Here is a 19,425-nt window from a genome sequence, read left to right as displayed (position 1 = left end):
ATGGGAGTTCTGGGTATCGGTTTCGACCTCGTGACGGTGTCGGAGTTCGCCGAGCAATTGAACAGGCCGGGAACGGCAATGCTCGACAACTTCACACCGGGCGAGCGTCGAGACGCCGCTACCCGGAGCTCCGAACCGGCACGACATTTCGCCGCCCGGTGGGCTGCGAAGGAAGCAGTGATCAAGGCATGGTCAACTGCTCTCTTCGCCGGCCCACCGGTGCTGGGGGAAATGATCCACAATCAGATCGAGGTCGTCTCGGACGCCTGGGGGCGCCCCGGCATCCGGCTTCGCGGTGACGTGGCCAAACACCTGACCGGAGTGAAGATTCATATTTCGCTCACGCACGACGGGGACATGGCGGGCGCTTTCGCGGTCATCGAATCCGACCCGGAGTAGCACTGCCGGACACGAAAGAGCCGGTCTCCCAAGGGGAGACCGGCTCTTTGTCGTTCGACTAGTCCTTCGTGCGGGATTCCTTCTCGGCGACGAGGAGATACGCGATCATCAACCTTTTCAGTTCGGCGACGGCGTCGGCATGCGACTGACCGTCCTGAACCGAGAAATTGAGCATCGAATACACCACGTGGACAAGAACTTCCGCCATCATCAGGCGACGATCTCGCCGCGTACGAGGCGTCAACGGGCCGAGCATTTTCGCTACGGTCTCGGCGAACTGCTTTTCGTGAATGACTCCGGTTGCCCGCGTGGACGGCGTCGACTGCATCGCCAGCCAGACCTCGCGGCGCGACGGATCAGACGTCCACAGCCCGGCCATGTGATCGACGAAACTGTTCAGGAACCGCAACCAGTCGAGCGAGGGTACTTCGCCGCCGAACTGAGCAAGCTCGTGCTGGACCCCGACGAGGTCCTGGCGGTTCAATTCGCACACGATGACGTACTTGTTCGCGAAGAACTGGTAAAGCGTCCCAATCGGGACGTCAGCACGTGCCGCGACTTCTTCACAGGTGAACGATTCGAAACCGACATCGGTGAGGAGTTCCCGTGACGCAGCCAGGAGTGCGTCGAATTTACGCTGGCTGCGCTCTTGCGTCGGACGCTTGCGCGGCAGCAGTTCCTGCGGTTCTTCGAGGCTCTGGGGATTCTCCAGTGCTGGGTCGACTCGTCGCCGCGCGCGGTGACGAGTCGTGGGCTGCACGTCTTCCAGGCTATCGGTGTTTTCTGTCGAATTTGGGACTTGTGCATTATCCGGTGTCATCGGCCACCTACTTCGGCGGTCGTGATCGGTCGAAACGCACCGCGCAGGTGCGCGCACACGAGTCCCGATGCTGTTGCCACACCTCGATACTAGGTGACCAACTGTCCAGTAGCCGAAGAGGTTGCTGCGCGGTGTGGCGCATCGGCGATCCTGGCGCCTACCTACGTCCGATTCGGGCAGACTGAGATTCTTCGGGCACACCGAGATTCGATGCCGAGGAGAGGGAGACGATGACGGAAGAACTGCGAACCGCGGTAGGTGAACTCATGCCGCGTGCCCGTGAGGATCTGAGTGCACTTGTGGCGATGAAGTCCGTCGCCGATGCACGGCAGTACCCGCCGGAAGAATGCGCGGCCGCTGCGCATTGGGTCCTGGAGGCATTCCGGGCTCAGGGTTTCGCCGATATCGAGGCGATCGAGACCTCCGACGGTTCGGCCGCGGTTGTCGGGCGTCGACCAGGCCCGGGCGGTGCTCCGACCGTTCTGCTGTACTGCCACTACGACGTTCAGCCGCCCGGAAACGAAGAGCTCTGGGGCTCCCCGCCTTTCACGCTCACCGAGCGCGACGGACGGTGGTACGGACGGGGCGCTTCCGACTGCAAGGGCAACGTCGTCATGCATCTGACAGCTCTGCGAGCGCTCGCCGCAGCCGGTGTGGACCCGAGCGTCCACCTGACGCTCGTCGCCGAAGGATCCGAGGAGACGGGCACTGGCGGTCTCGAGGATCTGGTGCGAGAGCGGCCCGAACTTTTTGCAGCCGACATGATCCTGATCGCCGATACCGGCAACACCGAAGTCGGGGAGCCGACGATCACGACGTCATTGCGCGGGATCGCGAACGTTGTGGTCCACGTCTCGACGCTCGAGGGTGAGATTCACTCCGGTGTCTTCGGTGGACCGGCGCCCGATGCGATCACCGCGCTGGTGCACATACTCTCGACGCTGCACGACAGCGCCGGAAACACCACTGTCGAAGGCTTGACCAACGACCAGGAATGGGCGGGTGTCAGTTATGACGGCGATCAGTTCCGCTCCGACGCCGGGGTGCTCGAAGGGGTGCAGCTGACTGGTTCCGGTTCGGTCGCCGAGCAGGTGTGGGCTCGTCCGGCGCTGACCATCCTGGGTATCGACTGCCCGCCGGTCGTGGGTTCGGCGGCGGCGATCACGCCCCGCGCGTCGGCGCGCCTGAATCTTCGTGTCCCGCCTGGCACGGATCCGGCGCAGGCACAGAAGTTGTTGACGGACCACCTCCGCGCGGCGGCGCCGTGGGGCGTCCACATCGAGGTCGTTCCGGAATCGACGGGATCGCCGTTCTCGTCCTCGACGGAGGGTGCAGGTTTCGCGCAGCTGAAGTCCGCGCTCACCGATGCCTACGGCCGCGAAGTCGGATTTGCCGGCCAAGGGGGATCGATACCGCTGTGCAGTGCACTGGCCGAGCAGTTCCCCGACGCGGAGATCGCGTTGATCGGCGTCGAGGAACCGCAATGCCGCATTCATGCGCCCGACGAAAGCGTCGACCCGTCGGAGATCGAGAATCTCGCTTTCGCGGAGGCTCTGTTCTTGAGCCGGTACGGGAGTTAGACCGACAGATCGCGTCGTAGCTTGGCGACGTGGCCGGTGGCCCGGACGTTGTACTGGGCCACCTCGATCTTGCCTTCCTCGTCGACGAGGAACGTCGAGCGGATGACGCCCTGGACGGTCTTGCCGTACATCTTCTTCTCACCGAACGCGCCCCAGGCTTCGAGCGTCGCCTTCTCGGGATCGGAGAGCAGCGGGAAGGTCAACTCTTCGGTATCGCGGAACTTCGCGAGTTTTGCGGGCTTGTCCGGCGAGATTCCGATGACTTCGAGGCCGGCGCCGTTCAGCTCGGCGAGGCTGTCACGGAAGTCGCAGGCCTGCTTGGTGCACCCCGGGGTGCTGGCCGCCGGGTAGAAGTACACGATGACCTTGCGGCCGCGGTAATCGTGAAGGGAAACCTCGTTGCCATCGGCGTCTGGGAGCGTGAAATCCGGCGCGACGTCGCCGGCGGACAATCTACTGTTCTCGGTCACGGGAATCGAGGTTAGTCGAGAAATTGCGCGGCAGGTGGGCGCGAGGGCATTCTGCTCCTCTACGGTAGAGCGAAGTGTCGGCGCGCTGCGTCCGCACAGCAGACCCGCACACAGAGCAGCAGAACACAGACAAGTTGGAGGACACGTGCCCAGGGACACCGAGAGCATCGAACGCGAGATCGAGAAGGCGCGTAACCAGCTCGCGAGCACACTCGACGAACTGACGGTCCGCACCAACCCGAAGCGGCTGGTCGAGAACACCAAGAAGACGGTGCTCGCCAAGCTCAACGAGCCGGCAGTGAAGTACGCGCTGATCGCAGTCGGTTCAGTGGTGGGACTACTCGTGGTCCGGAAGATCATTCGCTGACCCGAGTTGTCGAAGACAGAACATGAAGAAGGCCCCCACCTGGTGAGGTGGGGGCCTTCTTGCAAGTGCGCCCACAGGGACTCGAACCCCGGACCCAGTGATTAAGAGTCACTTGCTCTACCAACTGAGCTATAGGCGCTCGCTCTTGCGAGACAGAACATTAGCCGACAGGCTCAGGAGTTTGCAAAACGCGTGTTCATCGTGGTGACGATGGTTACATCGCTTCCGGAATTCACGAGTGTGGAGGGTACGAATCCGGCCAGCGGACGGTGCTTTCCAACTGCTGTGCGACGGCGAGAATGGTCGGTTCACCACCGCTGCGCCCGACCAGTTGGACGCTCAGGGGGAGTCCGCGTTCGGAGAACCCGGCGGGCACAGCGGCCGCCGGGTTGCCGCAGACATTCCAGATCGAACAGTAGGCGGCGATCGGCAACGCCTTGCGGACTGCTGACAGAAGGCCGGTTCCTTCGAGTTGTCCGATCGGGCGTGGCAGCGCGGGCGTGGTCGGGATCAGGACCAGGTCGAAGGTGTCGAAGACCTGGTTGACCGTCGCTGCGATTCGCTCACCTTTGCGGTAAGCGAATTTCCCGACGCGCGCGGGAGCGGCTATCCGGCCGATCGACGCGAGTGCTCGTGTGCGCTTCTCGAGTAACGCTGGATGATCGACGCGCAGTGCTTCGTCGCGGACGCCGCCGAGCACCTGGGGGAGAAATGCTGCAGTTGCGTCCGGGTACTCGGGATCGTGCTCTTCGACGTGATGTCCCAACGCGCTCAACATCTCTGCGATCGAATGCACCGCGGCAACGACCTCCGGGGACGGGCGGACGCCCCGGACCGGACTCCGGGTGGACACTGCAATGCGAAGCGGCCCGGGCGCCGATGCGGCTGACTCGGCAAAGCTGGTGCGGAGCGTTTCGGCTGTGTAGTCGTCGATCCCGGTGGTACCGGTTATCACGTCGTACACGAGCGCGCTGTCCTCGACGGAACGAGTGAGAGGGCCTAGCGTGCCGAGTCCGCGCCAGAGGTTGCGGTTCGGCGCGGTGCTCACCCGACCGCGCTGCGGTTTGAGTCCGAACAACCCGCAGAACGCCGAAGGCAGTCGGATGGAACCGCCGCCGTCGCCGCCGATTGCCGCTGCGACCATGCCCGACGCGACGGCCGACGCAGATCCTCCGCTCGATCCGCCCGTGGATACGCCGGTGTCCCAAGGGTTTCTGGTGTAGCCGTTTGCAGCAGTCTCCGTGAAGGGCCAGATGCCGAACTCGGGCATCGTCGTCTTGCCGACGATCACCGCGCCGGCCTCGCGCAACCGCCGGACGACCTCTGAATCGGCCGATGCGATGCGAGTTGCTGCCGCACCGCCGTACGTCGTCGGCGTTCCGGCGACGTCGTTCTCGTCTTTGATCGCGATCGGGACTCCGTGCAGTGGGCCCAGGCTGTGGCCGTCGGCCTGGCGCTGATCGAGATGTGTCGCTTCGTCGAGCGCTTCGTCTGCGAGAACTCGCACAAAAGCATTGAGCGTCGAATCGAGGCGTTCGATACGGCGAAGTGTGTTCTCGGTGAGCTCGCGGGCCGATAATTCTCCGGACCGGATCAGAGCGGCCTGACCCGCAACCCCGGCAAATGCCAGCTCGCTGCCCGGTGTGGTTTCGCGCTCGGTCATCAATCCTCCAGGCCGTGGTTCCGATAACTGTGAAGTCTATTCACCACAACCTGTCCACCACGACACAAAGAAAAATCCCCACCTTCCGAAGAAGGTGGGGACCTTTGCAAGTGCGCCCACAGGGACTCGAACCCCGGACCCAGTGATTAAGAGTCACTTGCTCTACCAACTGAGCTATAGGCGCTCGCTCTTGCGAGACAGAACATTAGCCGAATCGCCGGTTCGGGAGCAAATCGCCAGGTGGAGGCGTCACCGCTGTAGTCCGATTGGAGGAAATCCGCTGAAAGCGGTAACAAAACGGACGGTTCGGAGCGATTGATACTTGAACGTTACTGACGGCGTGGCCTTTCATGACCGTTGGTAACGAGCGCGCCTGGCATCATTGGTGCAGCGCAGTCATACCGCAAGTCCCACTTGCCTTCCGGTAAGTGGGATTCGCATGTGACGCGGAAGTTAGTCGGAGAAATTGTGAAGCGGAGTCGAACGATGAGTCGTCAAAGGTGGGGTCTGTCCGTGCGCGGGGGGAACGGTCGAGCGTCGAAGGGCGCGGCGATGATCGCGGCGTCTCTCGGTGCTCTCGTTCTGATGACCGCGTGCACGTCGGGCGGCAAGGACGTCAGTACCGAAGGGTCGGCGCCGATCGATTCCAATCCGCTCACCGAACTCATCAAGCCGAAGCTCACCTCGACCGCTGCCGACGGCGCTGTCGGCTTCTCGCCGGGCGACCCGGTCAAGATCAACGTCGCTGACGGCGCTCTGTCCGACGTGACGATGGTCAATCAGGACGGCAAGGCAGTTGCCGGCGCGATTGCTGCCGACGGTGCGTCGTGGACCACCACCGAGCCACTCGGCTACAACCGCAAGTACAAAATCGAGGCCCGCGCATTCGGATTGGGTGGCGCAAGTACGACGGTCACGTCCTTCACCACCAGCGCACCCGGCAACGTCACCAAGCCGTATGTCTTGCCCAACGAGGGTGACGTGGTCGGCATCGGTCAGCCCATCGCGGTGCAGTTCGACGAGAACATCCCCGATCGCAAGGCTGCCGAAGCTGCGATCACCGTCACCACGACTCCGGCCGTCGAAGGTGCGTTCTACTGGGTCAACAATCGTGAGGTCCGTTGGCGTCCGGAGAACTACTGGGCACCGGGCACCAAGGTCGACGTGAGCGTCAACGTGTACGGGCGCAATCTCGGCAAGGGAGTCTTCGGGCAGGAAGACGCGAAGAGTTCCTTCACCATCGGTGATGCCGTCATCGCCACGGCGGACGACAACACCAAGCAGGTCACTTTCCAGGTCAACGGTGAGACTGTCATGACCATGCCCACCTCCATGGGCAAGGACAGCACTCCTACCGACAACGGCGTCTACATCATCGGTGACCGCTTCGCGAACATGATCATGGACTCGTCCACGTACGGCGTCCCGGTCACCTCGGCGCAGGGTTACAAGACCCCCGTCGACTGGGCGACCCGAATGTCCTACAGCGGCATCTTCTTCCACTCGGCGCCGTGGTCGGTCGGGCAGCAGGGCTACTCCAACACCAGTCACGGCTGCCTCAACCTGAGCCCGTCCAACGCCAAGTGGGTCTACGACAACACCAAGCGTGGGGACATCGTCGTCGTCAAGAACACCGTCGGCGGCACTCTCTCCGGCACCGACGGCCTCGGTGACTGGAACATCCCCTGGAGCGTCTGGAAGACCGGCAACGCGGACGTCTGAGTGCGTCCCTGAAGCCTTGAACGGCAGAATGCCCCCGACCGTCCGGTTGGGGGCATTCTGCATCTGTACACCTTTTGTGAGCGAAAGTGCCTCTCGGTCTATCTGAGGCGACGGGAGGTACGTTCGCTCGGTGTCAGCGTCGACCGAACGCGTCCACTCCGGTCATCTCAGCGGACAGTGCCCACAATCTGCGTGCGTCGGCGGGATCGGTAGCCCAAGGTTTCACTCCGCCGACGCTCATGTCATCAGTCTGCGCGACGTCCGCGATGTTGCAGTCCTGGAGGTACGCGCCGGAGTGATCGGCGAGTATCGGTGCCGTCGCTGCCCACACCGTTGTAGCGGCGCCCTGGGAGGGAGTCTTGAACCCCGGCACGGCGTCGCCATTCGACGTCGTCCATCCGAGATCGTGTTTCTCCGATGCAGAGAAGTGACGTTGAAGGGGAGTGAGGATGCTCCCGGGATGGACGGAGAACGCACTGATACCGCGTGAAGCACCGGAGCTCGCCAGCTGTACAGCGAATAGAGCATTGGCAGTCTTGGCTTGACCGTACGCAAGCCAGCGGTCGTAACCGTTGCGGAAATGTATGTCATTCCAACGCACTCCCGACAGAAAATGTCCCGCCGACGAGACCGCTACGACGCGAGAGCCGTTTGCGGGCATGGCTGGCACAAGCAGGTTCACCAGTACAAAGTGCCCGAGGTGATTGATCGCGAACTGTGATTCCCAGCCGGAGCCGACACGGAGTTCCGGGCAGGCCATGACCCCCGCATTGCAGATGATGATGTCCGGAGTGATCCGGGATTCGAGGATTTCTCGCGCACACGATCTGACACTGCTCGGGTCCGACAGGTCGCACGCTCGCACTTCGATACCCGGAAGGTCGGCCACCGCGCTCCGTGCCTGTTCTGGTCGGCGGGCAAGAACTACAACTCGCGCCCCGACCGAAGAAAGTGACTGCGAAACCTCATATCCGAGTCCGGAGTACCCGCCAGTGACCAAAACCGTAGTGCCCGTTAAATCTTGTCCGGCAAGTACGTCGTCGGCAGTGGAGACTCGGGAGAATCCGGTGTTGATTTTGCGCTGGATGGAATTCATGACTGCGACCGTAAAATCTGGAGTGCACTCCAGGTCAAGGAAAGGTCGCCAGGCAATGCGCGAACTGTCAATCGGTGACGTCGCTGTCCAGACCGGAATCAGTATCGATTCCCTTCGATACTTCGAACGTGAGGAATTGCTCGTTCACGAGGTGGCGCGCTCGGCAGGTGGGCGTCGGGTCTACTCCGAAAGCGATGTCTCTTGGTTGAAGCTGTGCAATCGCTTCCGAGACTCGGGTATGCCGATCGCCACGATCCGCGAATTCGCCGCTCTCGTCAGGTCAGGTCCAGGAAACGAGAAGGAGCGGCTTTCACTTTTACAGTCGCATGAGGAGTTGATTCGATCCAGGATCGCTGCGATGCAGGAAAACCTGAACGTCATCCACGACAAGGTTTCGGCGTACGAGCGACATGTTCGCGAGGGGACCGTCGCAGGTGTCTGGGAGCCGCAACCGTCGCCCGAGTGATCGACGGCTGGGGCTATTTGCGGCGAATTCCAGCTACCCCGATGTGAGCGAAAGTGGCTTTCGGTCTATCTGAGGCGACGAGAGGTACGTTCGCTCAGCTCGGGCACGGGTTGCTCGGGAGCGCGCGATTTGTCGCGGTCGCCACCCCACCCACTTCGGGTGAACGTATCGCTGCCCCTGTCAGAGAAGGGGAGCGATACGTTCACCCGGCTGTGGAAGGGGAGATTGGGGCTGGCGCACAAACCAAAAGAACCCCCGAAAATGTCTTTCGACATCTTCGGGGGTTCCGCTTGGGTGAGCGACGGGACTCGAACCCGCGACAGCCAGGATCACAACCTGGTGCTCTACCAACTGAACTACGCCCACCATTGCCTCGGCCACCGGTTTGACCCGGCTGCTTTGACGAAAGAGATACTAGCGCGAAAGTCGGTCAGGAAGCCAATCGGCAGGTCAGGCGGGACCCAAGCCCTCTACGACGGCTGCAATCTCCGCGCTCGACGGTCCGGGCGCCGCGACGAATGCAGTGCCGCGGTAGTACTTGAGTTCGCGGATGGATTCCTTGATGTCGGCGAGTGCCCGGTGGGCGAGACCTTTTTCGGGCTGGCCGAAGTAGATTCGCGGGTACCAGCGGCGGGAGAGTTCCTTGATGGAGCTGACGTCGATCATCCGGTAGTGCAGGTATGTGTCCAGCGCCGTCATGTCCCGCGAGATGAATCCGCGGTCGGTGGCGATTGAATTACCCGCCAAGGGAGCCGTACCGGCGACGGGAACGTGCTTGCGGATGTACGCGAGCACCTCTTTCTCCGCCTCGGCGAGGGTGACCGTCGACTTACGAACCTCTTCGGTCAGGCCCGACTTTGCGTGCATCTTCTTCACGACGTCGGGCATTGCAGCCAACGCGTCGTCGTCGGCGTGGATGACGATGTCCACACCTTCGCCCAAGATGTTCAAGTCGCTGTCGGTCACCAGAGCCGCAATCTCGATGAGTTTGTCCGACTCGAGTCGCAGTCCGGTCATTTCACAATCGATCCATACCAATTTGTCCTGCACCAGGAACACAGTAGTGCGCGCGGGAGCGGGATAAGGTCTGCGGTGGAAACTCGACGTGTGTAAGACGGCGTTCGGGTGATGACAAGAACTTCGCCGCATTGCAACGAGGAGGGCTTTTCGATGACCGTGGATCCGAAGGACGGAGCCGCGCCGCCGACGCCGGCGGAGAAGGCGAAAGCTGCCAAGGCTGCCGCTGCCGAAGCCGCTCGGATTGCAGCTGAAGCCGCTGCAGCAGCTGAGGAAGCAGAGAAGGAAGCGGCTGCCGCCGAGGCCGAAGCATCGGCCGGAGCCACCCCCGCTGCTCAGGTGCCCTCGGGTGCTGCCGCTGAAATCGCGGCGGGCTATTCATCCGAGGGGCGGGCACTCGAGCTCGGCTCGGTGGTGATCGACGGGGTGGCAGATCCCACCGCACGGGTGCGGATTCCGTTGGCGACGATCAACCGTCACGGTCTGATCGCCGGTGCGACGGGTACCGGCAAGACCAAGACGTTGCAGGGGATCGCCGAGCAGCTGTCCGCCGCGGGCGTGCCAGTGGTGATGGCCGACGTCAAGGGCGATCTCTCGGGTCTGTCGAAGGCGGGGGAACCAAGCGAAAAGATGAAGTCTCGCGCAGTCGAGACGGGCGACGATTCGTGGACTCCCGCTGGGATGCCGGTCGAGTTCTTGTCGTTGGGTACCGACGGAATCGGTATCCCGGTGCGCGCGACGATCACCAGTTTCGGGCCGATCCTGCTCAGTAAAGTGTTGGGCCTCAACGAGACCCAGGAGTCGACTCTAGGGCTGATCTTCCACTGGGCCGACACTCAGGGCCTCGCCCTGCTGGACCTCAAGGATCTGCGTTCGGTCATCGCGCACCTGACGAGCGCTGAGGGCAAGGCCGATCTGAAGGGTATCGGCGGAGTTTCCTCGGCGACGGCGGGAGTGATTCTGCGCGCGTTGGTCAACCTCGAAGCAGATGGTGGTGACACCTTCTTCGGTGAACCGGAACTCGAAACCGAGGATCTGCTGCGTGTCGTCGGCGGTGCCGGTGTGATCACGCTGTTCGAACTCGGTGCCCAGGCGGCGCGCCCGGCAATGTTCTCCACCTTCCTGATGTGGGTGCTCGCGGACCTGTTCCAGACGCTGCCCGAAGAGGGAGATCTGGACAAGCCGAAGCTCGTGTTCATCTTCGACGAGGCGCACCTTCTGTTCGCGGACGCGTCGAAGGCCTTCCTTCAGCAGGTGGAACAGACGGTCAAGCTCATTCGTTCCAAGGGCGTCGGTGTGTTCTTCTGCACGCAACTTCCGACCGACATTCCGAATTCGGTGCTGTCACAGTTGGGTGCGCGGGTTCAGCACGCCCTGCGTGCCTTCACGCCCGACGATCAGAAAGCCCTCAACAAGACCGTCCGCACGTACCCGAAGACCGAGCACTACGACCTGGAAAAGGCACTGACTTCACTCGGCATCGGTGAAGCCATCGTGACCGTACTCTCGGAAAAGGGTGCGCCGACGCCGGTGGCCTGGACCAAGATTCGTCCTCCGAGGTCGCTGATGGACACCATCGGCAACGGCGCGATCAAGGCGGCCGCGTCGTCGAGTCCGCTGAATCAGAAGTACGGCCAGACCATCGACCGCGAGTCGGCGTACGAGAAGCTGACGGCCAAGGTGGCCGGTGCTCCGACGGCGGATCAGTCCCTGGATCTTCCGTCGCTGCCCGATCTGCCGCCACCGCCGCCGGCCGAGCCGGAGGGCCCCAACATCGCCGAGCAGATCTTGGGCAACTCGGCTGTCAAGAGTTTCCTGCGCTCGGCGGCTTCGGCTGCGGGACGCGAGATTTCGCGAAACATCTTCGGCACCGGTAGTCGCCGCAGGCGCTGAGGCTCAGGCGCCCGCGAGGTCAGATGCCGACCTCGCGGGCCAGCAGGTCGTTGATCGATTCGCGCCTGATCAACGGCCGCGCAATCCCGCCCAGCACGGCGACGACCGGCGGCCGGCCGACGCTGTTGTAGGTGGAGGCCATGCTGTGGTGGTATGCGCCCGTACACGGCACTGCCAACAGGTCACCTTCATGTAGGTCGGCGGGAAGCCTTGCTCCGACGGCAATTTCGTCGCCCGATTCGCAGTGTCGCCCGGCGACGGTTACTTCCTGGAGCGGTGCGCGCGAATGTCGGTTCACCAGTTCGACGTCGTAGTGGCTGTCGTACAACGACACCCGAGGGTTGTCGCTCATCCCGCCGTCGACGGAAACGAAGGTTCGACCGCCGCTGATCGTCTTGATGTTCTGTACGCGATAGAGCGTGACTCCGGCGCGCGCGGCGATCGCTCGGCCAGGCTCGAGCACGATTTCGGGGCGAGGGAAGCGGTTTCGGATGCACGCGTCGTCGAGAGTTTCGTCGATGACGTGAGCGAGGCGGGTCAGATCCAGTTGGGCGTCTCCCGGCATGTATGCGATCCCATGGCCACCGCCGAGATCGAGTTCGGTGAGGATGATTCGATGCGTGCGTCGTATGTCGTCCATCTGTGCGATCATCGTCTCGATCGCTGGGCGGAAGAGTTCGGGATCGGTGATCTGGGAGCCGAGATGGCAATGCAGGCCGATGAGTTGCAGGTGCGTCGCGTTGGCGACGACGGATACCGTACGTTCCAGTTCTTCGGAAAACGCTGGTAGGCCGAACTTTTGGTCCAAGATGCCTGTGGACACTGCCTTGTGTCCGTGTATGTCGATGCCGGGTGTGACTCTGATCAACACCTTCTGTCTGTGGGTGCACACCGACGCGAGCCGTACCGCTTCGCTGGGGGAGTCGAGGACGATCCGGCCGACACCCGCGTTGACCGCCGCCCTCAGTTCGGAAACCGATTTGGCATTGCCGTGCAGGATGATTCGGTGGGGGTCCACGCCCGCGGCAAGCGCGACGGCGAGTTCACCGGCGGAACAGACATCCACCCCGAGTCCCTCGTCGGAGACCCAGGTAGCCATCGCTCGAATCATCAGTGCCTTGCCGGCGTACACGATCTCCGAGTCGGGGAAGATCTCTCGATACGTGCGGCAGCGGTGCCGCACGTCCGCCTCGTCGACGACGTACGTCGGTGTGCCGTACTGGTCCGCGATCTCTTCGAGGGAGACGTCGCCGATGCAGACACGCCCGCTGTGGTCGTGGCGAGTACTGATGGGCCACAACGCAGGATCCATACGCGGTGTCATTGCGCCGCGTAGGGAGGGGAAGATTTCGAGTAGCGTCACGTCGATCTCCTGAAGGTGACCCGCCGTGTTGCGGGCTACCTTCAGATCTACTCCCGAAGATCACCGGTGGGGTGGTTCTTGACGCTTACTTGACGCGCCGCCGAACGAGGTTGACGCGGCCCTGACGGGCTCGACTCACTGTGCCTGTCGACTCACTGTGCTCGCCGCCGCTTCCATCCGAACCAACCGAGCACCGCGAGCAATGCCACCGCGGCGCCTCCGCCGATGACCGTCGATCGGTCGGCGGACACACCAACGGACGGAGTTCCGCCGGGGCTCGGGGCGTAACCGGCGCCGTACACGGACTCGACCGCCGCTTGGATGTCGAACCCGGTTTCGGTAGCCGGCCCGCAGCTGTGCCCCTCGTGCTCGGCGTCGACGTCGTACGGCGCAGAAACGAACATCAGCTGCTCGGTGCCGAGCACGTAGCTTGTGCCACAACCGTTCCCGTTCGCGAGTGTCCCCACCGACGTCACCGATGCCAGATCGCCTTTGTAGACCCGGCTGACGTCGAACAGGTAGGTGTCCTCGAATCCGTCCGAAGTTTTCTCCGTCGGAGTCCCGAGGAAAACGGTGCTGGAGACGCTCACGGCTTCTTCCGGGGTAGCCGATGATGCGCACGAACATGCCTTCGCTGCCGTGGGCAGCAGTAAGGGCAACCCTCCGGTCAAAAGAAGGATTGCCCCGACTGCCAGTGTTCTTCGCATCGCCATTAACCGACTATACGGTCTGCTATGGCCTGCTCTGAGAAGTTTGCGTGAATCAGCCGCCGAGCTTCTTGTAGAACGTGCCCACGATCGGCGCAACGACCGCACGCGGGCTGTAACCGCCCGCGACGGACATCGCCTTGCTCAAGATGCCCGGTACGACGCGCATCTTGTTCTCGGCCAGGCCGTCGAGCGAGACCTTGGCGGTGTACTCGCTCGAGATCCAGAAGAAGTCCGGGACGAGCTTGTCGACGATCGACGCTTCGGCCGGGTCCGGGGTTTCGGTGCGTACGGGGCCTGGGGCGAGCAGGGTGACGTTCACTCCGGTGCCCTTGAGTTCACCTCGCAACGATTCCGCAAAGGTGTTCACGAACGCCTTGGTGGCTGCGTACGTCGCGTTGTTGGGGATCGGCATGTTGCCGGCCGCGGACCCGACCATCAGGATGGCTCCGGACTTGCGCGCGAGCATGCCGGGCAGCACGGCCAGCGTGAGATCGTGCACTGCAACGGCGTTGAGCTCGACCTGGTCGCGCTCGTAGGCCGGGTCCAGCTCGGCGATCGGCCCGAAGGTGGCGATACCGGCGTTGTTGCACAGGATGCTGATGTCGCGGCCACCGAGTTCCTCGACCAGAACGGCACGCGCCGCGCTGTCGGAGAGGTCCGATGCACGGACCTCCACCTCGACGCTGTGCGCGGCGCGAAGCTTCTCGGCGAGGGCCTCCATGACCTCGCCACGACGGGCAACGAGGATCAGGGAGTGTCCGCGTGATGCCAGATCAGCGGCCAGTGCCTCTCCGATGCCGGAGGAGGCGCCGGTCACTACGGCGCGGGCTGTGGTTGTGGGTGTCGGCAGGCTCACGATCAGTCAGCGTAGCCGGTCAGATCTTCGCGGCCAGTCGTGTGCCCTGTTCGATGGCACGCTTGGCGTCGAGTTCGCCAGCGACATCCGCGCCGCCGATGATGTGGGTCACCACACCCGCGACGGTCAGTTCGTCCACGAGATCGCGAACCGACTCCTGCCCGGCGCAGATGACGATGGTGTCGACCTCGAGAAGTCGGGGCTTCTCGTGCTTCTCACCGAAGGTGATTTGCAGGCCGGCGTCGTCGATGCGCTCGTAGTTGACGCCCGAGAGCTCGTGGACGCCCTTGTTCTTGAGGGCCGCCCGGTGGACCCAGCCGGTGGTCTTCGCGAGGCCGGCGCCGATGCGTCCTGGCTTGCGTTGGAGGAGATAGACCTCCCGCTCGGAGAGCTCTGGTACCGGATTGGTGAGAGCGCCCGGGGCCATTTCGGGTTCGGTGACGCCCCATTCCTGCTTCCACTCCTTGAGATGAAGAGTGGGGGAAGTGGGGTGCGTGAGGAATTCGCTCACGTCGACGCCGATGCCGCCGGCACCGATGACGGCGACGGACTTGCCGACGGGCTTGCCCTCTCGGACGACCTCGGCGTAGGTCAGCACCTTCGAGTTCTCGATGCCGGGGATCTTGGGAACGCGCGGCGTCACGCCGGTGGCAACCACCACTTCGTCGAAGGATCCGATGAGATCTGCTGGTGCGACGCGGGTTTCGAGCTTGACTGTCACTCCGGCCACGTCCAGCATGCGGGTGTAGTAGCGAATGGTTTCGGCGAACTCTTCCTTACCCGGAATGAGCTGTGCGATCCCGAACTGTCCGCCGATCTTGTCCGAGGCCTCGAACAACGTGACCGAATGACCACGCTGAGCAAGATTGAGTGCTGCGGAAAGTCCGGCAGGACCGGCGCCGACGACGGCGAGATTCTTGGTCCGCCGAGTGGGGGAGAGGATCAGCGTGGTCTCACGGCCCGCGCGCGGATTGAGCAGGCAGGAGACCTGCTTGTGAACGAAGGCGTGGTCGAGGCAGGCTTGGTTGCAGGCAATGCACGTGTTGATCTCGTCGGACGCTCCGCGTTCTGCCTTGTTCACCCAGTCGGGATCGGCGAGCATCGGCCTGGCCATCGAAATCAACTGCGCGTCACCGCGGTTGAGGATCTCTTCGGCAGTCTCGGGCATGTTGATCCGATTCGAGGCGGCTACCGGAATGCCGACGTGCTTCTCGAGCTTGCTCGTGATGTCCACGAAGGCTGCTCGGGGAACCGAGGTGACGATGGTGGGCACCCGTGACTCGTGCCATCCGATGTCGGTGTTGATGATCGTGGCGCCGGCAGCTTCGACTTCCTTTGCCAATGAGACGATTTCATCCCAGGTCTGACCGCCCTCGACCAGGTCTGCCATCGACAACCGGAACACGATGATGAAGTTCGGACCGACGGCCTTGCGTGTGCGTCGCACGATTTCGACTGCCATGCGTCGACGGTTCTCGGAACTGCCGCCCCACTGGTCGGTGCGCTTGTTCGTGCGCTCGCAGAGGAACTGGTTGATGAAGTAGCCCTCACCGCCCATGATTTCGACGCCGTCGTAACCCGCGGACTTGGCCAGACGCGCGCAGCGAACATAGTTCCGGATCTGCCAACGCACCCCACGGCCGGTCAGCTTGCGCGGACGGAACGGATTGATGGGCGCCTTGATCGACGACGCGGAGACACTGAACGGCTGGTAGCTGTAGCGGCCGGCGTGCAGGATCTGCATGGCGATCTTTCCACCCGCGTCGTGAACCGCCTTGGTGATCCGGCGGTGACGGCGCGCTTCGATGCGGTTGGTCAGCTTGGCACCGAAGGGCAAGAGCCAACCGGTGCGGTTGGGCGCGTAGCCGCCGGTGATGATCAAGCCGACTCCGCCACGGGCACGTTCGGCGAAGTACTCGGCCAAGCGGTCGGTGTCCTTCGCGCGATCTTCGAGGCCGGTGTGGATCGATCCCATGACGACGCGGTTCTTCAGCGTCGTGAATCCGAGGTCGAGCGGTTCGAGCAGGCGGGGAAACTGTGTATCCGTCATGACTGAAGATGTCCTTCCGTGGCGTACTCGCCAGTGTCTTCGGTGGCGTACTCGCCGGTGTCTTCGGTGGCGTACTCGCCAGTGGGCAATGCGTCCAGAACTTCCTGGCACCAGTCGGTGAATCCTTCCTCGACGCGGATGCCGCCGCGAAGTACGAGGTACTGGTGCAGTGAAGAGCCGGAAAGCGCTGCTGGATTGGGGAAGTCACGCTTTTCGATGAGTCGGTAGACGTCGAGGCGGGCGGCGTGGCCGTCGCGGTGGCGAGCGACTTCGCGTCGTAGAGCGGGGAGATCGGCGTGCGCAGCGGCCCTGATCTTGATGGCCAACTCGTTGCGCAGGTGGTTCGGTTCGGACGGCTCTGCGATCCATCGGGTCAGTTCGGCGCGGCCGGCATCGCTGACGCGGTACATCTTCTTGTCCGGTCGGCCGTCCTGCGCGATGGCCTCCACCTCCACCCAGCCTGCCTCGTCCATTCGCTTGAGGACTCGGTAGATCTGCTGGTGCGTCGCGCTGTGGAAGAAGCCGATCGACTTGTCGAACCGGCGTGTGAGGTCGTATCCCGACGCATCCTGTTCGGACAGGGAGACGAGCAACGCATGTTCGAGTGCCATGGAAAAAGTATCTATGCACTCAGGTGCGTATGCAACTAAGTGCGTACTAACTCGGGTGCATAGAGCGTCTTGTATGTCGACTTCGGAGAGAGGCGCCGAGTCGCCCGCGCGCAGTTAGGCTTCGCCGTATGAGCGCCGAGTCCACGAGCACGCAGGCAGAGCCACCCGCAGGCATCGGCGGTGCGGCCACGAAGAGTCAAGTGTTCGCATGGGGGCTGTGGGATTGGGGATCGGCCGCATTCAACGCAGTGATCCTCACGTTCGTCTTCTCGGTTTATCTCACCGACGCGGTCGGTGACGACCTTCCCGGCACGATTTCGGCAACTACGTGGCTCAGCTGGGCACTCGGAATCGCCGGCTTCTTCATCGCGATTCTCGCTCCGATCACCGGACAACGTTTCGATGCGTCGGGTAAACGTAAACTCTCGCTCGCGATACTGACCGGCATCACCGTGCTCTCGATGGCGGGCCTCTACTTCGTCGAAGACAACTACCGCTATCTGTGGCTCGGATTGGTTCTGCTCGCAATCGGTTCGGTGATCTTCGAACTGGCCGGCGTTCCCTACAACGCCATGATGCGGCAGGTGTCGACACCGGAGAATCTGGGTAGAGTCTCCGGCTTCGGCTGGGCCATGGGATATTTCGGCGGAATCGTGCTGCTGTTGCTGTGCTACTTCGGGTTCATCGTCGGCGACGGCGACACTCGGGGATTCCTCGGATTGACCACCGACGGCGGCATGAACATCCGGATGGTGGCACTGCTGGCTGCAGTGTGGTTCGCGGTCTTCGCGATTCCGGTGTTCTTCAAGGTTCCCGAGTTGCCCAGCCCCGCGGTCGATCCGGGAGCGTCCAAGGCCGGGTTCCTCGACTCCTATCGGGTGTTGTGGCGCGATCTGCGCGAACTCTGGAACGTCGACAGGCGCACGATCTGGTACCTGATCGCGAGCGCACTCTTTCGTGACGGTCTGGCGGGCGTGTTCACCTTCGGGGCCGTGCTGGCTGTCAACGTCTACGGAATCAGCGCTGCCGACGTCCTACTGTTCGGTGTCGCGGCCAACGTGATTTCCGCAATCGGTGCATTGGTGGCCGGACGCTTCGACGATCGGATCGGACCGAAACAGGTCATCACCGTCTCGCTGGCGTCGATGATCGTGGTCGGCGCGATCCTGATCGCGGTGTCAGGGCCGGTGATGTTCTGGATCTTCGGTCTCGCGCTCTGCCTCTTCGTCGGGCCCGCTCAGTCGTCGGCACGAACCTTCCTGGCGCGCATCACCCCGCCTGGGCGTGAAGGTCAGATGTTCGGCCTGTATGCGACAACAGGCCGAGCAGTGTCGTTTTTGGCGCCGACACTGTTCGGCCTGTTCGCATGGCTCTTCGGTGCAGACCGTGCCGGCATCATCGGACTGCTGGTGGTTCTCGGCGTCGGCCTTGCCGCATTGTCGATGGTGAAGGCGCCGGAAGGGGACAGTGCGCTGCCCGTCAATCCTTGAAGTAGACCAACTGGTGTGTCGTAGCGAGCAATGCGCCGTCACTGCCCCAAATTTCGGCCGACTGATCGAAGTACCCGTTGCCGAACCGTTGGGTCCGCGCGGTTCCCAGCACGGAATTGTCTGCCTGTTCGGTCAGCGTCTGAGCGTCGGCGTGGAAGTAGATGGTCATCGAGACCGTTCCAGCCGGAGCCATCTTGCCTCGGCGCAAGAAGACTCGTGGGAAGAAGACATCGCACAGTGCGGTCAGCGACGTGAAGTCGAGAGCGCGTGCCGGTTGATCGCGCACCCAGAGTGTCGTGGTCGAGTCGGGATGCTCGCCCGACTCCAGGTCGGGGATCGCACCCTCGACAAAGCGCATCTCGTAGTTCTGTGCCCAGGCGATGAACTCGGGGAACGGCAGCAGCGTAACGTCTTCGGCCGACGGAACTTCCGGCATCGTGATCTCGGTAGACGACCAGGTTTCACGCCTGGTACCGAACACTGCCGTCGCGGTAGTGGCGACGGTTCCGTCCTGAGACAGTTCGATGGACCAGTGCTGCGTCGAGCGGTTGGTGCGCACCGGCCGGGCGGAGATCTCGAAGGCGCCCTCGGTGATCGGACCGGCAAAGTTGACGGTCAACGACAGCGGATCGCCGAGGCGTTCGGGGTGCTTCAGTACGGATTCGAGCAACGTGGCAGCGGTGACGCCGCCGAATGGCCCGACCATGTTGTTGTACGCCGGATTGGTCTCGCCGGTCGACAAGCCGGCGGTGAGTGGCGTCAATCCGACAGCAGCGTCGAAAGGATGGGGTGGTGCAACGGTCTCGGTCATCGCAGAACTCCTGGTGATGGAATCAATTCGGCTCTATGTAT

At 62.8% G+C, this 19,425-nt stretch carries 18 protein-coding genes and 3 tRNA genes; 7 read left to right on the top strand and 14 right to left on the bottom strand.

Annotation, left to right across the window (positions count from 1 at the left end):
* Nucleotides 1-399 carry a holo-ACP synthase gene (locus RA302_RS18710; protein WP_003945362.1) on the top strand — a complete coding sequence of 133 codons (399 nt, stop codon included), beginning with the start codon at nt 1-3 and terminating at the stop codon, nt 397-399.
* Nucleotides 400-457: 58 nt separating this feature from the next.
* Here RA302_RS18710 and RA302_RS18705 read toward each other — a convergent pair whose 3' ends face one another.
* Nucleotides 458-1,159 carry a TetR family transcriptional regulator gene (locus RA302_RS18705; protein ID WP_003945379.1) on the bottom strand — a complete coding sequence of 234 codons (702 nt, stop codon included), beginning with the start codon at nt 1,157-1,159 and terminating at the stop codon, nt 458-460.
* 290 nt (nt 1,160-1,449) lie between these two features.
* On the opposite strand from RA302_RS18705, the gene RA302_RS18700 reads away from it, so the two are divergent.
* Nucleotides 1,450-2,799, top strand: a complete 1,350-nt coding sequence (locus tag RA302_RS18700) for a dipeptidase (protein ID WP_070160894.1) — start codon at nt 1,450-1,452, stop codon at nt 2,797-2,799.
* On the opposite strand, the gene bcp is transcribed toward RA302_RS18700, so the two are convergent.
* Nucleotides 2,796-3,269 (bottom strand): thioredoxin-dependent thiol peroxidase, encoded by a 474-nt coding sequence (gene bcp / locus RA302_RS18695; protein ID WP_007733290.1) that lies wholly within the window; start codon nt 3,267-3,269, stop codon nt 2,796-2,798. The genes RA302_RS18700 and bcp overlap by 4 nt on opposite strands.
* Nucleotides 3,270-3,414: 145 nt before the next feature.
* On the opposite strand from bcp, the gene RA302_RS18690 reads away from it, so the two are divergent.
* Entirely contained in the window at nt 3,415-3,636 is a 222-nt protein-coding gene (locus RA302_RS18690; protein ID WP_003945299.1) for a DUF3618 domain-containing protein, read from the top strand.
* A gap of 66 nt (nt 3,637-3,702) precedes the next feature.
* On the opposite strand, the gene RA302_RS18685 is transcribed toward RA302_RS18690, so the two are convergent.
* From RA302_RS18685 to RA302_RS18675, 3 genes are all read right to left on the bottom strand, one after another.
* Nucleotides 3,703-3,775, bottom strand: a tRNA-Lys gene (locus RA302_RS18685).
* Nucleotides 3,776-3,868: 93 nt separating this feature from the next.
* A complete protein-coding gene (locus tag RA302_RS18680; protein WP_070160896.1) occupies nt 3,869-5,299 on the bottom strand; it encodes an amidase in 1,431 nt (476 codons plus the stop codon).
* Nucleotides 5,300-5,410: 111 nt separating this feature from the next.
* Nucleotides 5,411-5,483, bottom strand: a tRNA-Lys gene (locus tag RA302_RS18675).
* Nucleotides 5,484-5,785: 302 nt separating this feature from the next.
* On the opposite strand from RA302_RS18675, the gene RA302_RS18670 reads away from it, so the two are divergent.
* Nucleotides 5,786-7,021 (top strand): Ig-like domain-containing protein, encoded by a 1,236-nt coding sequence (locus RA302_RS18670; protein ID WP_050656803.1) that lies wholly within the window; start codon nt 5,786-5,788, stop codon nt 7,019-7,021.
* Nucleotides 7,022-7,154: 133 nt separating this feature from the next.
* On the opposite strand, the gene RA302_RS18665 is transcribed toward RA302_RS18670, so the two are convergent.
* Complete coding sequence (locus tag RA302_RS18665; RefSeq protein WP_070160898.1) at nt 7,155-8,117, bottom strand: oxidoreductase; 963 nt, start codon at nt 8,115-8,117, stop codon at nt 7,155-7,157.
* A 55-nt stretch (nt 8,118-8,172) separates the two neighbouring features.
* On the opposite strand from RA302_RS18665, the gene RA302_RS18660 reads away from it, so the two are divergent.
* Nucleotides 8,173-8,583: a MerR family transcriptional regulator gene (locus tag RA302_RS18660; RefSeq protein WP_064074826.1), complete on the top strand. Its 411-nt coding sequence runs from the start codon at nt 8,173-8,175 to the stop codon at nt 8,581-8,583.
* A gap of 293 nt (nt 8,584-8,876) precedes the next feature.
* Here RA302_RS18660 and RA302_RS18655 read toward each other — a convergent pair.
* Both RA302_RS18655 and orn read right to left on the bottom strand, forming a co-directional pair.
* Nucleotides 8,877-8,949: transfer RNA gene (locus RA302_RS18655), tRNA-His, on the bottom strand.
* An 84-nt stretch (nt 8,950-9,033) separates the two neighbouring features.
* Nucleotides 9,034-9,633, bottom strand: a complete 600-nt coding sequence (gene orn, locus RA302_RS18650; RefSeq protein WP_024487359.1) for an oligoribonuclease — start codon at nt 9,631-9,633, stop codon at nt 9,034-9,036.
* Between the two features lie 120 nt (nt 9,634-9,753).
* Between orn and RA302_RS18645 the strand changes: the two genes are divergently transcribed.
* Complete coding sequence (locus tag RA302_RS18645) at nt 9,754-11,493, top strand: helicase HerA-like domain-containing protein (protein WP_070160900.1); 1,740 nt, start codon at nt 9,754-9,756, stop codon at nt 11,491-11,493.
* Between the two features lie 19 nt (nt 11,494-11,512).
* On the opposite strand, the gene lysA is transcribed toward RA302_RS18645, so the two are convergent.
* From lysA to RA302_RS18620, 5 genes are all read right to left on the bottom strand, one after another.
* Nucleotides 11,513-12,856 carry a diaminopimelate decarboxylase gene (lysA, locus tag RA302_RS18640; protein ID WP_070160902.1) on the bottom strand — a complete coding sequence of 448 codons (1,344 nt, stop codon included), beginning with the start codon at nt 12,854-12,856 and terminating at the stop codon, nt 11,513-11,515.
* A 152-nt stretch (nt 12,857-13,008) separates the two neighbouring features.
* On the bottom strand, nt 13,009-13,446 hold the full coding sequence (locus RA302_RS18635; RefSeq protein ID WP_070160904.1) for a hypothetical protein: 438 nt from the start codon (nt 13,444-13,446) through the stop codon (nt 13,009-13,011).
* Nucleotides 13,447-13,618: 172 nt separating this feature from the next.
* Complete coding sequence (cmrA, locus tag RA302_RS18630) at nt 13,619-14,422, bottom strand: mycolate reductase (RefSeq protein WP_070160906.1); 804 nt, start codon at nt 14,420-14,422, stop codon at nt 13,619-13,621.
* A 19-nt stretch (nt 14,423-14,441) separates the two neighbouring features.
* Nucleotides 14,442-16,472, bottom strand: a complete 2,031-nt coding sequence (locus tag RA302_RS18625) for an NADPH-dependent 2,4-dienoyl-CoA reductase (protein ID WP_070160908.1) — start codon at nt 16,470-16,472, stop codon at nt 14,442-14,444.
* Nucleotides 16,469-17,083, bottom strand: coding sequence for a PadR family transcriptional regulator (locus RA302_RS18620; protein ID WP_042923881.1), 615 nt, complete (start codon nt 17,081-17,083; stop codon nt 16,469-16,471). Before RA302_RS18620 ends, RA302_RS18625 begins: the two co-directional genes overlap by 4 nt.
* Before the next feature lie 128 nt (nt 17,084-17,211).
* On the opposite strand from RA302_RS18620, the gene RA302_RS18615 reads away from it, so the two are divergent.
* Nucleotides 17,212-18,573 carry an MFS transporter gene (locus RA302_RS18615; RefSeq protein WP_007733331.1) on the top strand — a complete coding sequence of 454 codons (1,362 nt, stop codon included), beginning with the start codon at nt 17,212-17,214 and terminating at the stop codon, nt 18,571-18,573.
* Here the strand turns inward: RA302_RS18615 and RA302_RS18610 are convergent.
* The gene (locus RA302_RS18610) at nt 18,563-19,384 is read right to left on the bottom strand and encodes a thioesterase family protein (RefSeq protein WP_007733332.1); all 822 of its coding nucleotides are present in this window, start codon (nt 19,382-19,384) and stop codon (nt 18,563-18,565) included. The genes RA302_RS18615 and RA302_RS18610 overlap by 11 nt on opposite strands.
* Between the last annotated feature and the right edge of the window lie 41 nt (nt 19,385-19,425).

Source organism: Rhodococcus sp. DN22 (assembly GCF_036669995.1).
GTDB classification, from domain to species: Bacteria; Actinomycetota; Actinomycetes; order Mycobacteriales; family Mycobacteriaceae; genus Rhodococcus_F; species Rhodococcus_F erythropolis.
Note: the sequence above shows the minus strand (reverse complement) of the source record. Positions and strands in the feature narration are given on the sequence as shown.